5 protein-coding genes are annotated in these 18,593 nt (G+C 58.9%); all 5 read left to right on the top strand.

The genetic code is table 11. The features are described 5' to 3' along the window. Positions 1 to 73: 73 nt before the first annotated feature. The 5 genes from EXY20_RS05055 (at position 74) to EXY20_RS05035 (ending at position 18,575) form a co-directional block, all read left to right on the top strand. Positions 74 to 13,069 (top strand): fibronectin type III domain-containing protein, encoded by a 12,996-nt coding sequence (locus tag EXY20_RS05055; RefSeq protein ID WP_135548300.1) that lies wholly within the window; start codon positions 74 to 76, stop codon positions 13,067 to 13,069. A gap of 249 nt (positions 13,070 to 13,318) precedes the next feature. Further along, positions 13,319 to 14,686: an MFS transporter gene (locus EXY20_RS05050; RefSeq protein WP_135548298.1), complete on the top strand. Its 1,368-nt coding sequence runs from the start codon at positions 13,319 to 13,321 to the stop codon at positions 14,684 to 14,686. A 631-nt stretch (positions 14,687 to 15,317) separates the two neighbouring features. Next, a complete protein-coding gene (locus tag EXY20_RS05045) occupies positions 15,318 to 16,856 on the top strand; it encodes an alkaline phosphatase family protein (protein WP_135548296.1) in 1,539 nt (512 codons plus the stop codon). Beyond that, positions 16,804 to 17,553: a glycosyltransferase family 2 protein gene (locus EXY20_RS05040; RefSeq protein WP_135548294.1), complete on the top strand. Its 750-nt coding sequence runs from the start codon at positions 16,804 to 16,806 to the stop codon at positions 17,551 to 17,553. Before EXY20_RS05045 ends, EXY20_RS05040 begins: the two co-directional genes overlap by 53 nt. Then, positions 17,538 to 18,575 (top strand): hypothetical protein, encoded by a 1,038-nt coding sequence (locus EXY20_RS05035; protein ID WP_135548292.1) that lies wholly within the window; start codon positions 17,538 to 17,540, stop codon positions 18,573 to 18,575. Before EXY20_RS05040 ends, EXY20_RS05035 begins: the two co-directional genes overlap by 16 nt. Positions 18,576 to 18,593: the final 18 nt, after the last annotated feature.

The following is an 18,593-nucleotide window of genomic DNA, read 5'->3' as shown; positions in this document are numbered from 1 at the left end:
GATTCATAGTTTGTTCCGCGAGAAGGGAGCCAACGTGCACGCTTTTATATTTCATAAACCGAGTCGAATCATAGTGAGCTGCTTGCTTGTTATCGCTATGCTGATTAACCTGTGTCCCTTGAACTGGGCTTCGGCGGAAGGGACGGGAACTGCTTCGAGCGCGGATCAACTGCCGTCGAGCGAGCTGCCGGCCGCGCTGCCCGGCTTCCAGGATACGAACGATCATTGGGCGGAAAAGGAAATCCGCGAATGGTCGAATCTGGGGCTGATCAGCGGATTTCAGGACGGCACGTTCCGGCCGGATCGGGAGGTGACGCGGGTCGAGTTCGCGACGCTGGTCAACCGGTTGTTCGGCTTTACCGAAAAAGGGCAAGCGCGCTTCCCGGACGTCAGCCCGGAGGACTGGTTCGCCGCGCAAGTCGAATCGGCTGTACAAGCCGGCTACATGCAAGGGGACAGCGACGGTTCGTTTCGTCCGACGCAGCCGCTGAATCGCGCCGAGGCAGCCATCATTCTTTCCAGGCTGGTGCCTATGGTCGCCTTGACGGGAGCGGACCCGTTAAGCGGATTTGCCGATCGATCCGCCGTTCCCGCATATGGCAGGGAAGCGTTGGCGGGAGCTGTCGATGCCGGATACCTGGCCGGGTTGGACGACGGGACGCTGCGACCGGGCAAAGCCATTACCAGAGCGGAAACCGTGGTGCTGCTGGATCGTGTGCTGGGGCAATCGAACGGGAAGCCCGGACCGGGGTTCAAGCCCGCGCCGAAACAATTGGCGAAAGCCGGCACGTACGGCCCCGCTTCGGGAGCGGCGACCGTCGCCGGAGATTTGACGTTGAACGCACCCGGCATCGTCTTGCAAAATGTGACGGTTAACGGAGACTTGTTGATCGGAGAAGCCGTGGGTGAAGGAGACGTGTACCTGCGCAATGTGAAGGTCGCGGGCCATACGATCGTCAAAGGCGGCGGGCAAAACAGCATCCATATCGACGACTCCGATTTGAGCACGATCGTCATCGAAAAGGTCGGCGGACGCGTGCGCGTTGTCGTCGGAGGCACGACCGTCATCGAACAAATGGATATCCAATCCGATGCGACCGTCGTTTCGACAGGCGACGGCGCGAGTGGCGGAATCGCGGGAATTTCGATTTCGAACACGGGAGAAGTGACGTTATCCGGCAATTTCAAGAGCGTGGAAGTCAAGTCGAATGTGCAACTGACCGTAGCGTCGGGAAAAATTGAGCATATTCAGGTCAACAATACCGTCACGGATTCGACCATCACGTTGACCGAAGGAGTGCACGTCGGCCAGATGGAAATGAACGGAGGCTCCTCGGTCGAAGGGAAGGGCACGGTCGACAAGGCGGTTGTGAACGCGACAGATGTGAAATTCGAAAATAAACCTGCAGTCGTGGAATCGACTGCGCCGGAACCGACGGCGACGCCAACACCAGCGCCGACACCGACGCCAACGCCGATATCGACGGCGACGCCAACGTCTGCGCCGACGCCGGAACCGACGGCAACATTGACGCCGACCCCGACGCCAACGGCAACCCCAACGGCAACACCGACCCCGACGCCAACGGCAACCCCAACGGCAACACCGACCCCGACGCCAACGGCAACCCCAACCCCGACGGCGACGCCGACGTCGGAACCAACGGCAACACCAACGCCGACTCCGGTCGCTCCGGATGCGCCGACGATTACAAGTGTGATCGGGGGCACCGGCCAAGTGACGGTCCATTTTACGCCTCCGGCCAACAACGGCGGCAGCCCGATTACAAGCTACACGGTGACATCAACGGTTGGCGGCTTTACGCAGACCGGCGCCGATAGCCCGATTACTGTCACGGGGCTGACGTACGGCGAGATTTACCGGTTTACGGTAACCGCAACGAACGCAGCGGGCACGTCCGCAGCTTCGGCGCCGTCGGACGACGCGACGCCGGCATCCGCGCCGGTCGCACCGGATGCGCCGACGATTACAAGCGCAACTGCGGGAATTGGCCAAGCGACGGTCCGTTTTACGCCTCCGGCCAACAACGGCGGCAGCGCGATAACAAGCTACACGGTGACATCGACGGCGGGTGGCTTCACCCAGACCGGTACGGATAGCCCGATTACCGTAACGGGGCTGACGTACGGTCAGATTTACCGGTTTACCGTCACCGCGACGAACGCGGCGGGCACGTCCGTGGCTTCGGCGCCGTCGGACGAAGTGACGCCGGTTATCGTTCCTGTAGCACCAGATGCGCCCACTATTACGGGCGTAACCGCAGGCAACGGCCAAGTGACGGTCAGCTTCACGGCTCCGGCCAACGATGGCGGCAGCGCAATCACGAGCTACATGGTGACATCGACGACGGGAGGCATCACGCAGACCGGCACAGGCAGCCCGATTATCGTCACAGGGCTGACGAATGGCACGGCCTATACATTTACCGTCACTGCGACGAACGCAGCGGGAGCCTCAAACGCTTCTTCGGTATCGGATACTGTGACGCCGAAAGGCGTACCGGGCGCGCCTGCCATAACGGGCGTAACCGCAGGCAACGGCCAAGTGACGGTCAGCTTCACGGCTCCGGCCAGCGATGGCGGCAGCGCGATCACAAGTTACATGGTGGCATCGACGTCGGGAGACTTCACCCAAACCGGCACAGACAGTCCGATTACGGTTACGGGGCTGACGAACGGTCAGGTTTACCAATTTACGGTAACCGCGACGAACGCAGCGGGCACATCCGCCGCTTCGGAGCCGTCGGACGAAGCGACGCCGAACGTGTTGATTACGCCAACAATCGACGATATCGCACAGACGGGCTTTTCCATGCGGCTCGACAGCGACATTGCCGATCTTAACGCGCTGAGCCTCATTCTGCAGGATCATGAACAAACCGCCGTCCCCATAGACATGGTTACCTCGGACGGTGGTGCAGCTTATGGTGTCTGGACGCAATTGACCGAAGGCGAAACCTACACGCTGTCGTTGGACGAGACAGGTTACGCTTTCCGGGATGCCGTGGAAATAACGGTGCCGGTCGTCGAACGTACGCTCGTCCCGGTAACCGTCGATTGGGTTTCGCACGACGGTTTCCAAATTACGTTCGCAGAATCGGTCGATCGGTTGTACGGGATTGACATTGTGCTCAAGGACGATACGGGCGAACGCGTCGTCATTCCTTCCGTAACCGAAAAAGTCGCCGGCCGAACCTTTGTCGTGCGGTTACCCTTGACCGGCAACAAGACCTATACGTTTACGATTGCACTTTCCGGACATCGCACGGCTCTGGGCAATGTAGAAGTCACTGACACGATCGCGATAGCAACGCAAGTCGGGGGATTGGGCTTGGCGGGATTCACCGTCAGCTTCAGTGCGGAGTTGCCCGGTTTGACGCAGTCGCAATTCATTTTGCAGAAGCAAGACGGGGAAGAAGTGCCTATCCTCTCGGCTGCTAAGGTGGGTACCGACGGGCAAAGCTATGAGATTAAGACGGCCAGAGAATTCTATCCGGGCTATTACAGCTTGTTCATTACAGCTGCCGGGTATGATTTCGGGCCTTATGTCAACTTCGCATACGTCAATAAAACGATCGAAAGATGGGGAACAGATGCGGTATACGCCGGCTTGAACCCCAGAATCTTGGGACTCGACGCCAGCAACTTCCCGGTGACGAATTCGTCCGGTCAGGCGGTTGCGACTGTCGTTTCGTGGCAGCCTCAGTACGGATTTTACCTGATCGAGTTTCCTCGTGTCAGCGGGGAGACCTATACGATCAGCGTGATTGTGCCGGGTTACGATTTCGGCGCGCCGCGTATCATTGACGCGAACGCAGTCCGTTTCGATTATATTCAGAACGTGTCGGCTGCCGGCTTCAGATTGACGCTCAGTCCGGCGATGATAGTCGACGCTTCGGATTTTGTGCTGAAGGACAGTCTCGGCAATCCTGTCGAACTGCCTTCCGTGACGATGAATGACAGCGCAGGATCGTCATACAATTTTGCAGCCGATTTGGCGCCGGGCAGCTATTCGTTGTCGCTGACATCCGCACCGAATGTTAGCTTCCCGGCGATCCGGGTTCCCAAATCCATCTCGCTCGCACTTGATGCCGATAGCCTTAGCCGCAAGTCATTTACGGTCGGGTTAAGCGAAGCGATAGCGGGACTGGGAATCTACAGTTTCTCGGTGGTGACCTCGTCCGGCAGCTATTTTAATCCTGTAACTGTTGCAACGACAGACAGTGGGCTTACCTACAGACTCACCATGGGAGCGGGCGGGGGCAACGGTCTGAATCCCGGCGCTTATACGATAATCGCCAGCGGCACATTGCCGAACGGCATATCGTTCAACTCCGGCGCCGGAGTCCCGCTCGCGATTCCCGAAGATACCGATGCGACGAACGCCGTCATTACGGATGTGTCGGCAACCGGCTTCGCCATTGCATTTTCCCATGCCGTTCCGGGATTGACTGCGGCGAATGCCGTTCTGAAAAACGCGGCGACGAAAGCCGTCGTACCGAATCTGACGCTTGTTACGGCAGACGGCGGAATGCATTACCGGGCGTCCGCGGCGCTTGTCAACGGTCAGGACTATAAGGTCTCTTTCGCCAAAGCGTTCTATGTATTCGACGCGGAGAACCCGTTCCATGTCAATTTGGACGCGACGGCAAGCATGCGCGATGTGACCTCGAACGGCTTCAGGCTGGTGCTGAATCCGGCCCTTCCCGGATTGAACAACGACCAGGTGATCATCAGGGACGAACAAGGCAACGAAATATACGAGGCGCCTGCGACTTCCGACAGCGGAGCGAGTTATCTCGTCAATGTCGGCAATATCGACTGGCTCGGTTGGGGACGGACGTATACGGTCGACATCCGTTATCCGGGCTACACAACGCCTGTTCTTAGTGTGACAACGCCTGTTGTGCTGACGGTAGGCAGCTCGTCGGAGTCGCAAGTCGATGCGGTGTTTAATACGCCGGTAGCGGGACTTACGGCGGCGAGCTTCAAACTGGTCGACGAGACGGGAACGGCTGTGGCGATCGGCGCCGCGGAATCCGCGGATAACGGATACACGTACGTGCTGCATGCCGACTTGCCTGCAGGTCGTGCGTATTGGCTGTCGTACTTGCCCGATGCAAATTACCTGACGTACGATCCGCTCCGATTCACCGTGAAGAAGATCGTTTCGGCGGAGGTGACAAGCCCGTCGCTGCGCGGTTTCACGCTTCGATTTGGCGAGGCGGTTCCCGATTTGCAGGCGAAGGACTTGCTGCTCAAGAACAGTGCAGGTGTCAGACTCCCGTTCGATCAATATACGCTGACGACGACTGATCAAGGGCTCACGTATAAAATCTCCTATACGCTTTCCATACCGGAAGCCTACACGGTGGATTTGGCCAGTGACGCTTACGGCACCTATCAGGACAAATTCGCGCTGGTCGCGCCGGTCGGCTTTGAAATACCGATTCCGGTCAAGGTCAATCTGCTCTTCACGAACAACGATTACATGACGCTGCAAATTTACCCTGAGCTGGAGCTGGAAGCAAGCAACTTCATATTGAAGGACGAGAACGGCGAGGAAGTTGCGTTCGGATTCAGCCGGGAGGGCACCCTCTATGGGCTGGAGAAGAACGTGACAGAAGCGGCCACCTTGTATTTGACGATCGCGAAGCCGGGATACGACTTCGGTCCGGCGATGACGATCGCGCGCAACATTGCGGTTGCTGCTTCCCTGTACAACCAGACGCAAACCGGTTTCAGCCTCCGTCTGACGCCGGGCGTTCGGGATCTTGAAGCGGACGACTTCACGATCGAGGACGAGTCGGGGATTCCGGTAGCCGTCGACGGTATCGAGACGGACGATTTCGGCGCCAACTTTCGTGTGCAAGCAGCGTTGTCCAGCGGCAGAACCTATACGATTACGCTGACCAAAGACAACTATGTTTTCCAACCCGTTACCGGTGTCAGTCTGAACGCGAATGGAGCCATCGTGGGCAACGTAAGCGCGCAAGGCTTCAAATTGAATTTGCTTAAAAAATTGGATTTCGGCTACCTGGACGTCCTCGTGACCGACGACAGCGGCAAGCGTCAACCGATTCAGACCTTGTATTCCTCGGATGGCGGCTTGACGTATCATGTCGGCATCGCGCTTGCGGCGGACAAAAATTACAAGGTGCGGGTGCAAAATCTGAACATCAACACGACCAGTCCGGGCAACGACTACGGACCGGATCAGACGGTTCGGCTGACTGGAGTGACGGCCGCATTCGGCGGGATCGTGCCCGGGACGGGCAATCGGTTTGTCGTCTCGTTCTCGCCGGCTCAGCCGGATCTTGAGGCAAGAGATTTCCGTGTGACGAGGGATGGGCGGGAATTTCCGGTGTGGGACGCCGTAACCGAAGACGAAGGTGCGACTTACGTGCTGACGACGGCGGCATTCGTCGAGGGCGTCACCTATCGCGTAGCGCTCGTCAAGGACGGCTACGATTTCGGCGCGCCGCTCGCACTTGACGTTCCTTACACGATTATTCCGAGCGTCAGCAATATCGGCGCCAGATCGGTCGGCATTGCGCTTAATCCGGCACGTGCGGGACTTGCGGCAGACAACTTCACGCTGAAGGATGCGGCCGGCCACACACTGCCGGCATCGTCGGCGACGACCGCGGACGGCGGGGCGACTTACACGATCGCAGCCGATTTTACGGGCGGCCAGGCTTATACGATCGGCATTGCGAAAGACGGCTATTATTTCGGCGCCGCTTCCGAAGCATTCATTCCGAGCGAAATCGTGCCTGCAGTTGAATCCTCCGGGCTGACGGGAGTTGTTGTCTCTCTGAACCCGTCGGTCGCAGGGCTGAGGGCCGATTCATTCAGCCTGGCACTTGAAGGCGGCGAGTCTGTCGCAATCGATGCCGCGACAACGACGGACGGCGGCGCGACGTACACGCTGTCGGCAAATCTGGTCGGCGGGCGGAGTTACTCGCTTGGCGTCGCGTTGGCAGGTTATGTGTTCAACCCGGGATCCAGCAGCTTCCACGTCGATATTCCTGCAACGGTCTCCGCCTCCGGCTTCAAGACGACAGGCTTCAAGCTTGCGTTCGACGTCGCCGTTCCCGGCTTGACCGTGTCGGATTTGGCGCTGAGAGACGCGCAGGAAGCGCCGGTGGCCATAAGCTCTGTCAGCACGACGGACGGCGGCTTGACCTATACCGTGCAAACGTCGCTTACGCTGGGCGCGCAATATCGTTTGACCGTCGCGAAGACCGGCTACCGCTTCGCCGCAGATGTGGCGGCTGGTCGTTCGCCTGACGGCGAACTGCTCGCCCATGCATCCTGGTTCACGGTGCCGATTCCGGTGCCGACGACAGTCGCTTATGTGTCGGAGCATGGCTTTGCGATTGGTCTGGGCCATGCCGTCCCCGGCCTGTCCGCCGGCGATCTGAATGTGACGGACAGCTCCGGCGCCTACATTGCGATCGCGTCGCTGACGACGGACGATAATGGCGAGAATTACCTTGTCGCCGCATCGCTCGAGCCCGGCGAGACTTATACGATCCGGCTGAACCAAACGGGTTACGATTTCGGCAGCGCAGCGACGACGACCGTTCAGCAGACGATTGCGCTTGGCATCGGGAGCGTCGACGAGAATACCTTCCGATTGAATTTCAGCCGTGCCGTGCCGAATTTCTATGGCGGATATGTTACCGTACGCGACGAAGCGGGCAACGTCCATACGTTCCTGGGCAGCAATGACGTATTCGACGTGAGCGGCGCCGCACGCCAGGGATACAGCTTCGACGTGAAGTTCAAAGCTGCGCTCGGCACGGTCTACACCGTAGAAATCCACGATCCCGATCACCCGTTCGGCGAATCGGTCCAGCTGCTTAAACCGATCGTCACGGTGCCATCGGTCAGCGATCCGATAGCCGGAAGCTTCGTCCTGACGCTCGGTTCGGGTATGACGGAGCTGGCAGAGGCGGACGTCAGCCTGTATACCGAGGACGGAGAAGAAATGACGGGGTTCAGGCCGATCGGCGGCGATACGGCGGGAACCTACCGGATCGTCGGAAACGTCGCCGAGGGCACCCGCTATACGCTCAAGCTTCATAAGCGGGGCTACGATTTTGGGACGGATATCTCGTTTCTCGTACCGATCAAAGTTGCCGTTGCCGTCACGAACGAAGATACGAACGGTTTCACGGTCACGATGCGGCCCCGCGTGGACGACGTCGCGATTTCGCTTAAGCTGGACGGCCAGTCCGTTGCCATCGCGTCGGCGACAACGGCGGACGGCGGATATACGTACCAGGTCAGGACAAATCTCGGAGCGAATACCGTCCACCAACTGCAGCTTGTCAAAGCCGGTTACGACTTCGGCGCACCGCTGTCGGTCAGCAACAAGGCGACAGCCCCGTCGCTGATCGGCGTTGTCACGAACGACATGGGTACCCGGGTCGTATTGAACTTCGATAAGCCGCTTGTTGCGGTACCGAACACCGGGTTATTCTCCATCAGGTACAACTACAGATGGCTTAACGCAGTAGTCCCGCGTCTGAGCGACGACCGGATGAGCATTGTGCTTGACTTCGAAAGATATTACATCTTGGCCTCGAACGATACCGTGGAGGTTACGTTCGTAGGCAGAAACACAATAAAAGCCGATAACGGCACTTATCTGGCCGCATTCGCCAACATTCCGGTTAACGTCGCTACGACCGCGCTCGGATACGCGATGGGATATGCGCAGATGGACGGTTACGACACGGCGCAGAAGCTGAAGGACGGTTATCGACTCAGCGCGTCGGAAGCCGGCAGCATCATGCGTCAGGCCGGCTTCCGGACAGACAATTATGCGCGATCGATTAGCCGAGCTTACGAATTGCATGAGGTGGAGGAAATGGCGGTTGTACTTCGCGACATGCAAGTAGACGGCTTAACGGCGCTGACAGCGCTGCGCACGATGTCGAGAGAGGATGATCCGTTGATGCAGGCGCTTGTCGCCGTCGGCTACAAAGCGGCGATTTTCGTCCCGACACTGCGGGCGACCGGCTATTCGAGCAAACGGATCGCGACCCTGATGCGCACGATCGGGTTGACCAACGCGGATATTGCCGCCATTCTGAAAAATCTGCCGGAGCCCGCAAGCGTGGCGGCGGTGCTGCTGCGCGACATCGGCGTCAGCCTGTCGGATACAGCCGGGCTGCTGGCGACCGAATACGGACTGGGGGCCGCAGACCTTTACAGGGCACTGAAGGATGCCAATATTTCCGCTGCTCAAGCGGCCGGGGTGCTGCGTGACCGACAGTCCGGCAATCCGTCGGCGCCGGATGCAGGGGCGAGCAGTTCGCCGTCAGGCGAACGACCAGCGGTGGAAGCGGCCTTGCTCTTGAACAATGCCGGTTACGGACTGCCGGACATCGGAGCGGCAATCGCGCCGCTCTACGGACTTTCCGCCGGCACGCTCGTACGAACGCTGGAGGACGCCGGGCTCGGCGTCAATGAGGTCTACATCGGAGCGGGCAAAGCGTTCGCACGCCATGATGTCGCGATTACGCTGCTGAGCGAGGGCCATCCGTTCGGCAGCGTGTCGGGTGCAGTCAAAGCTGCGGGAGATTCGGACGGCGCGAAGACGATCGCGTATGCGGTCAAGCACACCGGTCGCGACATCAACGAGCTGTTCGTAGCGCTCAAATCAAACGGATATTCCGTTCAGGCCTCGTCGGACGCGTTGCTCTCGGTGGGGTATGGGCTGCCTGAACTGGCGGCTCTCGTTAAACAAGTGTACGAGCTGGATGTCGCAGGCGCGTATCCCGTGCTTGAGGAGCGCTTCCGTAACGCTTATGTCACTAATCAAGCGCCTGTCACGATATTCCAGGCGATGATCGGCGCGAACTACGCGCCCGAGGCGTTAGCCAGGTATTACCTGGATCGTTACAAACCCAGGTACAAGGCGGTTGTCATCCTCGAGCTGAGGGCTGCCGGTTTGGGAACGCATCAGGCGTTGCGGATCGTTCACGACATCCTGCAAGCGGACGGGAACCCGCTCACTCTGGAAAGCGCCTTTGACCTCTTTCCGGGTTTCAACTCCTTCACGAGCGACGAAGTGTTGTCCGCCGTGCTGTATGCTTTTGCCGGAGATCCGGGCGTTTCGCTCGATGTGCAGTCCGTAGGACAGGCTTTCTACAGCATCCGCTTGACGGGATGGTCGACCGAATGCTACGAACGGGCCAAGGAGCTGCGCAACCGGATGGGCATGACGATGAAGCAATGGATGGAGCTCCAAGCGTCCGACGGCAGAGTCTGCGGCAACGGGGCGTCGTCGACCTGGGCGATCATTCGCGACACGCTGGCGCTGTTCGGCAGCAGTACGGTTACACTGCAGGATGTCGTCAACACAATGAGCACCTCGGACAAGTTCAGCCTGAACCAGTTGATCGACGGCATCGCCGTCTTCCTGGGCTCCTACAACGTAGAAGGCATTATGGCCTTGCTCAAGAATACGGGCGTGCCGATGCAGGATATTCTTGGCACAATTGAAGCGAACCCTGCGCGTTACGGCACGGACTGGGTGAGCAAGTTCAAGCGATACGGGCTGACGGCGGGCGATGCTGTCGCGTATTTCAAGAACAAAGGCACGTCCAATGCGGATATCGTCACGAAAATCAGCTCGTACAGCATGAACGAAATCGTGCTGGCGCTGCGCTCGGAGCTTGGGCTGGGCGCAGCCGAAGTATTGCCCTTGCTGGCGCCGCTCGGCAAGCCGGATGAAGCCAGCCGGGCAGTCGGCTACGTCTATCGCGAAGCCGAGCGCGACGTCGCCGTCAAGCTGCTGAAGCTGCAAGGCTACAGCGCGGCGCAGGTCGGCACGTATTTGAGCAACCATAACGTCACCGATGCCGGCGTGTTCATTAATGCGCTCGCCACTGCCGGATTTACAAAAGCCGAAGTAACGAAGGTCGTGCTGGAGCGCTACTACGGCGTGAACGAGATGCCTGGCGCCATTGCCGCGCTGCGCTCCGTATACGGCGGGCAAGAAGTGGGCATCGCGGAGGTGCTTGCGGGCGCGGGCATTACAAAGGCGGAAGACGCGCTGGAGTTCATGGCGACACACAGGTATGAGCTGCCGCAGATGGTTGCAGCGCTGAAATCGGTGTACAACAAAACATCCGGCGAGACGACGTCGCTGCTTGCGGGCCGATTCGGCGGCAACGGCGGCATTCCGCTCAGCGAAATTCTCTCCAAAGTAACGATGGGCTACAGCTCGACGGAGGAGAGCACGCTGATGGACGTGCTTGCGGCAGCGAACGCCGCGACCCCGCAAGCCGCAATCGCCACGATGCGCCGGCTGGGCTACGACAGGATCGATAACCGCACCGACCTGACGATCGTCGTCCGCGTGCTCAAGAACGGCTATGGACTGGATGCCGGACAGGCGACGGACGCGCTGCTCCGGGATGGGTCTTACAACGCGGTCGACATCAATGGCGGCATAACGGCGGTCTATCAAGCGAATAACGAAATCGGCACGATGGCCAAGGTGCTGATCGGCGCGGGTATAACGGACGCGGCTTCGGCGGTCCGTTACATGGCCGACAAATATGCGGGCATCGGTTTGACGGCGCGCGTGCTCAAAGAAATCTATCAGGTGGACAGCATTACCGCCATTTCCCGGTTGAGCGTCATTTCGCGGTATGCGCAGACGGATATTTTCAGCGCCGTTCAGACCGCTTACGGAACGGACCCGACGTTCGGTTACCTGGCCCAATTGAAAATAAAAGGCGCCACCGCCTACCAGGCCGCGAACGAATTCGATAAGCTTGCGAATGTTGGCGGCAGCGCGGGACGGAACAGCTTGATCGAAACGCTGATCAAACTCGGCTACGACAAGGAAAGCGTCCTGTACGAGTATTTGATGCGATTTCGTCAGTATGCGGCCGAAGACGAAATCGCGTCGGCTTTTGTCAAGGCGGGCTTCACGGATGCGACAGGCATCGCCAAGCAGCTGTTGCGGGCGCCATTCAACCCGAACCAGGGCTATACGCCTGCGCGCATCATCGCCCTTGCTCTGCCGGGCGCAACCAGAGGCGGCATCGCAGCCGGGATGAAGAACGCAGGCTTCACAAACGAGGCGGTCATTAGCGGCATGCTCACGATCGGGTTCAACGACTCCGTAGCGGCTATGCTCAAGGAGCTTGGATTTACGGCTGCGAGAGCTTCGGCGATATTGCATAGCGCCGGTTACTCGACCGAGAGCAAGATTGTCTGGCTGAAGCGGCTCGGGTATCCGCTGAAGGATTACTTCCCTACGCTCGGCAACCGGGATGGCACGCTGGTCGCGCTTCTGAAGAGCAACGGCTACTCGGCGACCGAAATCGCTCAGGAGCTTTATCGAGCGAACTTGGGCGCGAATTGGATTATACGGTACCTGGACGAAGGCGGCTTCACTGATCTCTCAACCCTCGTTACGGCCTACTACCGTTCGGGTCAACCGCTCCAATGGGTCATTCACGATATTTACCAGTTTGGGACGACCTACGGGAGCGGGGAAACGCATCGTTGGCCGTTGATGGACGTCGTAAGACAGTTGCTCGCCAACGAGACGATCACCTTGACGGCGCTGGCGCCGCTGATCAATTACGCCAATAACAACAACTTAAACGAGACGTTCCGGATCATCAGGGAACTGTCGACCAAGGAGCAGACGGCGCTTCATGCCGAGCTTGGTGTGGCGGACGCGGTGCTTGGCGTGCACGTTTCCAACATCGTGGCCTTGACCGTGCTGCGCTCCATCGGCATCAGCGCGGCGACAGCGGCACCGATTCTGAAGGTCGACGGCGGCATCGGCGATTGGAAAAACGCGCTGCTCATTCTGTTTATGACCGGATACGGCGTCGAGGACGTGTTTGATGCCGTGTTGTCGACTTATCGCGTCGAAATCGGCATCCAGGTGCTAACCGCCATTGCCAGCTCCGGTTTCGGTCAAATTGTCAAGGACTGGGACAAGTTCAAATTCGCGATTGAAAAAATCGTCCAGCTCGTGAGCTACGGGGTGAAGCATTCCTGACGGACGGCCGATTCTTGGCGAATAGCGCGGAAAACAGGAAGCTCCGGGAAATTTTCCGGAGCTTTTGTCTTACGGGGGTGGGGATACCTTGGAGCGGACCAACTTCTTGGTTTCCGGACTTCATTCCACTTCATCGTATATACCTCCTCGTAAAAAACTGATAAACTAATATGACCATTTGGCTATGCGAAAATGCCATTTAAACGACACAACGAGACGCTCCACGGGATCGAGGCGACAACGAACAACATGGCACACGTTAAGAACACGATCAAGCGCAAGGAATTGCTGCTCATTACGGCCGTAGCGCTCGGCACGCTGCTGAACCCGCTCAATACGACGATGATTTCCGTTGCGTTGTCGCGGCTGCAGGAGGATTTTCGGCTTTCGTTTGCCGACGTGTCGTGGCTGATTTCGACGTACTACTTGGCCAGCGCGATCGGACAACCTCTGATGGGCAAGTGGAGCGACTTGTTCGGACGCAAAAAAGTATTTTTGGCCGGCCTGCTGCTCGTCACATTGGCCTCCTGTCTTGCGCCGCTGTCTCCTACGTTCGGCTGGCTGATCGGCTTTCGGATCATTCAGGCGCTGGGCAGCTCGGCGCTGTTCCCGTCCGGCATGGGGATGATCCGCAGTCAAATTTCGGCCAACCAGGCCAAAGCGCTTGGCATCATCTCGATCTTCTCCAGCACGTCGGCCGCGTTCGGGCCGTCGCTCGGAGGTTTGCTGCTGCATTATGGCGACTGGCCGCTTATTTTCCTGTGCAACTTTCCGTTTATTATCGGTTCCTTCGTGCTGGCGTGGAAGCTGTTCCCGAAAGACGCAAAAGCGGCGGGAAGCGCGGCCGACATGGATTGGCCGGGCGTTGCGCTTTTCTCCGTGGCGATCTTCATGTGGCTGTTGTTTTTCCTGTCGCTGGCGGACGGATTCGGCTGGTGGCAACTGGTCGTCGCCGCGGGACTGTCGTACGGGCTGTACCGGTTCGAGCTCGGGCGAAGCAAACCGTTCATCAACGTCGCTTTCCTGCGCGGCAACAAGAACGTGACGTTCATTTACGTGCAGTTTGTTTTGACAAATATCGCGTTTTATTCGGTCATGTTCGGCATACCGTCGTACTTGCAGCGCGTGCAAAATATGGACGCCCAGAAGACGGGGCTGGTCATGCTGTCGATCGCCGGCTTCAGCGTGCTGGTCACGCCGCTCGTCGGCCGCTGGATCGACCGCAGCGGCTCCAGGCCGTCGCTGCTGGTCGGCACGGTGTCGGTCGTGGCGGGAAGCTTGCTGCTGCTGCTCATTCGCGATCAGGCGAGCGCGGCGACGATTTTCCTCGTGCTCTGCGTGCTTGGCATCGCCAACGGCTTCAACAACCTGGGCATGCAGACGGCGCTTTACGATTTTGTCGCGAAGGAAGAGACCGGCATTGCCTCGGGATTGTTCATGACGTCCCGTTTTCTCGGGACGATCCTGTCGTCGAGCCTGCTCGCGGCGCTCTTCGGCAAAACGATCACAACGCCGCACCTGCACAGCATGGCGTGGATTTGTGCGGTGCTGGGCTTGCTGATGCTGGCGCTGACGGTGCGGATGCCGGGAAGAAGCGGGAAGCTCGCCGGGGAGTGACGGCGATGCAGGAGCAGAATGGCGAAATAGGCCATCTTTTATGGCCTATTTCGTTAAAAATAGGCAGCCTTCACAAAATAGGCAGTGATTTCACTGGCTATTCGTATCAAACAGCCCCAATTGGGGCTGTTCAGCCCAAATAACCAGTGTTTTCACTGGTTATTTTTGATGAGACGGCTGAAATCGGGGAAATAGGCCATTTTTTATGGCCTATTTCGCGAGCAGCAGCCGTTAAACCTGACTACTTCGCTTCGCCAACGCCGCATACGGGCAACAAGGGGGCTTGTGCCCCCTCCTCCAACATTCCCCCACTGACTTATCCAACCTGCACCGGAAAATAGCTACTCCCCCGAGCAAAAAATCAAACGCATTCCGCGTTTCACATCATTTTCTCATTTTCGTTCGTTATAATGTCCATGATCAAATAATGATTATCATTCTCAATAAGTCTCGATCGTACCTAACTGCCGGATGCCGCTTATGTCGATTGCCGGTCGACCGTCCATGCGACCGCCCATGCGACCATCCATGCGACCATCCATGCGACCATCCATGCGACCATCCATGCGACCGTCCGACTGTCCAGGAAAGGAGGCTGGAAGATGAACGCTCATCAGGAAAGGAAAGGGACATGAAGCAAGCGTCACGAGTTGAAATCGCAGCGGCGCGCTGCTGGAATTTGCTTAACGAAGGCAAGCCGTTTACGCCGTTATTCGCCGTTGCGACTTTTATGCTATACCGTATCGACCGGTGGTCGGACGTCGGCTTTTGGGCCAGCGCAGGCGCAAGTCTGCTGTTGATCGCGCCGCTGCTCGTCTTGTACTACCTGTTCGATTACCCGCTATTTTTGCGCAACTATTTGTGGTTCCCGGTCGTATCCGCGCTGCTGATCTGGGGTGCGGGGCATTTAGCGCTGTACGCGCTGGCGATTGCGCTCTATTTCTTTTTTACCGTGTTCTTCTGGGGAACGTTCTATTACCATCTGCGGATCGGCACTTCATGGTGGAATTTCAAAAGGTTCTGGAAGCTGGTGCTTAAGAACAGCGACTCCACCAGCGGCAATGCGCAAGAGCAGCTGCCGAAGCTGATGCTGGTGCTGCTCGTATGGGACTACTTTTACCGGCTGCTGGCTGCCCGTCACGGAACCCCCGGCCCGGTGCCCGGGTTCGCGGGCGAGTCGGCAACGCTCGGCGTGTTTACCGGATGCCTGTTGATGTATAGCTGGTTGCTTCACCGCTATTTGTTCGATTGGAAACCGAAAGAGCGGACACAGCCGACCGAAGCGCCGGACCGGCCCGAGCGGACACCCAGCGACAAAGTGTTCGTCATCGTCATCGACGGCATGCGCAAGGAACGTTTCGAGGAAGCCGATGCGCCGTTCCTCAAGCGGCTGCGGGCGGAAGGGACGGAATATACGCAGATGGAAACCGTATATCCGGCTCGCACTGTCGTTTGCTTCTCCTCCATGTTTACCGGCGCTTATCCGAGGCAGCACGGCATCCGCTCCAATATGGTGTGGCGGCTCGGGATCAAGGTGGAGAGCATCTTCGATTCGCTGCGCAAAGTCGGGAAACGCGGCCGGCTGCTCGGGATCGCGCATCTGATCGATTCGATGGGCGACGATGTGGAGAGCATCACCGCGGTCATGCATAACGATACGGCCGACCGCAACATTATCGAGCGCGCGAAAACGATCGTGGTCGAGCAAAATCCCGACTTGCTGGTCGTCCAACTGATCGCCGTCGATCAGACGGGACACAGTATGGGCGTGCTCTATGACGAATATTTGCAAAAAATCGCGGAGGCCGACCGGCTCGTGGAGCAGTTCGTCGGATGGCTGGAGGAACGCGGTCTGACGAAAAACGCGACCCTTGTCGTATGCGCGGATCACGGCCAGGCAGACGGCATCGGCGGGCATGGCCACCTCGACGAGGGGGAGCGGTTCGTACCGTTCTTCATGCACGGACCGGCGATTCGGGCGGGGGTAAGAGTCGACGAACGCCATTCGCTTGTTTCCGTCGCCCCCACGCTGGCGTACTTGCTCGGCGCTCCGTTTCCGAACGCAAGTCGCGGCAGCGTGTTGACGGACGCGCTGCGCACAAGACAGGAGGGCCGACATGAAGGCGGATCGCTTCAAGAAGCTGGTCGTATTCATTCCCGCGCACAATGAAGTCGGCAATATCGAACGGGTCATCCCGCGTGTTCCGCGCAGCTTTCACCCGCACTATACGGTTCAAGTCGTCGTCATCGACGACGGCTCGACGGATGGCACCGCGACGGTCGCCAAACAGGCGGGGGCGGATTTCGTGTTTTCCTTCGCGGCCAATCGCGGGCTCGGCGCCGCCGTCAGGGAGGGCTTGGCGCAATGCTGCCTGCTGGATGCAGACATCGGGCTGATGATCGACGCGGACAACGAATACCCGCCGGAGCAAATTCCGGACGTGATCGCTCCGATCATCCGGGGGACGGCGGACTACACATTCGGCTCGCGCTTCAAAGGAAGCATAACGGGCATGAAGCTTCATCGCCGCCTGGGCAACTATTTGTTTACACTGCTGCAGTCGATCCTGCTGCGGCAATGGATATGCGACGGGCAATCGGGCATGCGCGGCTTCTCCCGGCAAGCGATGGAGAGCGCGGAAATCATTCACGATTACAACTACGCCCAGGTGCTGACATTGAACTTGCTGCGCAAAGGCTTTCGCCTGGAGGAAGTGCCGATCGCGTATCGGACAAGAACGCAAGGGCGGTCGTTCATCAAATTCCGGCAGTATGTCGCATCTGTCATCCCGGCCATCTATCGGGAGATGAGAAGGCCCGTTTGCCGTCACAACGAAGGAGGAGTTCGCAAGTGGTCAGAGGGATAAGAAGCGCGCTGGCAGCGCTGGCGCTGCTGATCTGGCTCGCTCCGGCGCAAGCGTTCGCCTACTCTTACGGCGATGCCAACACCGAGGACGTGGCGGAAACGTTCAAGACGATCGCAGCCGCGCTCGGCGGCGGGCAGTCCGACTGGAAGACGGCAACGGAAGCGCACAAGGTCAGGCGCAGCGAGATCCAGTCGCATTTCGGAGATGCCGTTGCCGCCACGCTCGACAAAAATATCGAAGCGGCGGACAACGCGCTTCTGATCGCCAATTACAAGGCGGTGCTCGTCATGAACCTGGATCGCCGGTTCGCGTACGCGCTGCAAGATGTGGGCGATTATGCCGGCGCCAAGCTGCTGCTGGCCAAAGCGAAAGCGACGTACGACACGCTGGCTCCGTATATGAGCGCCGGCAAGGACGAGATCGACCGGTCGTTCGATGAAGCGTTGGACGCGCTCGGCAATCCCGGCTTGTTCGGCGTAGGGAAGAAGAAGGCGGACCCGGAGCTGTTCAAGACGAAGGTCACGTTCATCTACGACAAGGTCAAACCGTTGTTCCCTTACCAGGCGTATGCGGCGCCCGCGCCGGAGCCGGCGAAGCCGGCCGCTGCAAGCGTGGCGCCTGCGGCCGCCACACCGGAAGCGAAGCCGGCGGCAGCGACAGCCGAGCCGGAGAAGCCGCAAGCCGCCGAATCGCCGGCTCAAGCGTCGCCAAGCCCTTCCGCTTCCGCGTCGGCCTCGCCTACGGCTTCCGCGTCGGCGTCGCCTACGGCCGCATCGTCGACGACCCCGGCCGCGTCATCGGCCGCGCAATCATCCGCTTCCGCAGAGGCGCCGAAACCGACACCCGCGGCAAGTTCCGCTGCGGCGCCGGCTGCTTCCGGGCAAGCGCTGCAGCAAGGCGAGCACGCGCCGATGGAGCGGACGAACAAAGTGAATCCGCTCGTGACAGTTTTCGTGATTGCCGGCGTTGTTCTTGCGGGCGGCGGGGCGTTATGGTACAGCCGCAAAAAAGGCTTTTTCTAACCAAAAACGATTGGGAGA

Origin of the sequence: Paenibacillus cymbidii (genome assembly GCF_004764705.1) — a bacterium.
GTDB classification, from domain to species: domain Bacteria; phylum Bacillota; class Bacilli; order Paenibacillales; family NBRC-103111; genus Paenibacillus_AN; species Paenibacillus_AN cymbidii.
The sequence above is the reverse complement of the archived record's forward strand: the minus strand, read 5'-3'. Positions and strand labels throughout refer to the sequence as shown.

Excerpts from the sequence above, each read along its gene's own strand:
- EXY20_RS05050 (WP_135548298.1), top strand. The coding sequence starts at position 13,319 with ATGGCACACGTTAAGAACACGATCAAGCGCAAGGAATTGCTGCTCATT.
- EXY20_RS05045 (WP_135548296.1), top strand. The coding sequence starts at position 15,318 with ATGAAGCAAGCGTCACGAGTTGAAATCGCAGCGGCGCGCTGCTGGAAT.
- EXY20_RS05040 (WP_135548294.1), top strand. The coding sequence starts at position 16,804 with ATGAAGGCGGATCGCTTCAAGAAGCTGGTCGTATTCATTCCCGCGCAC.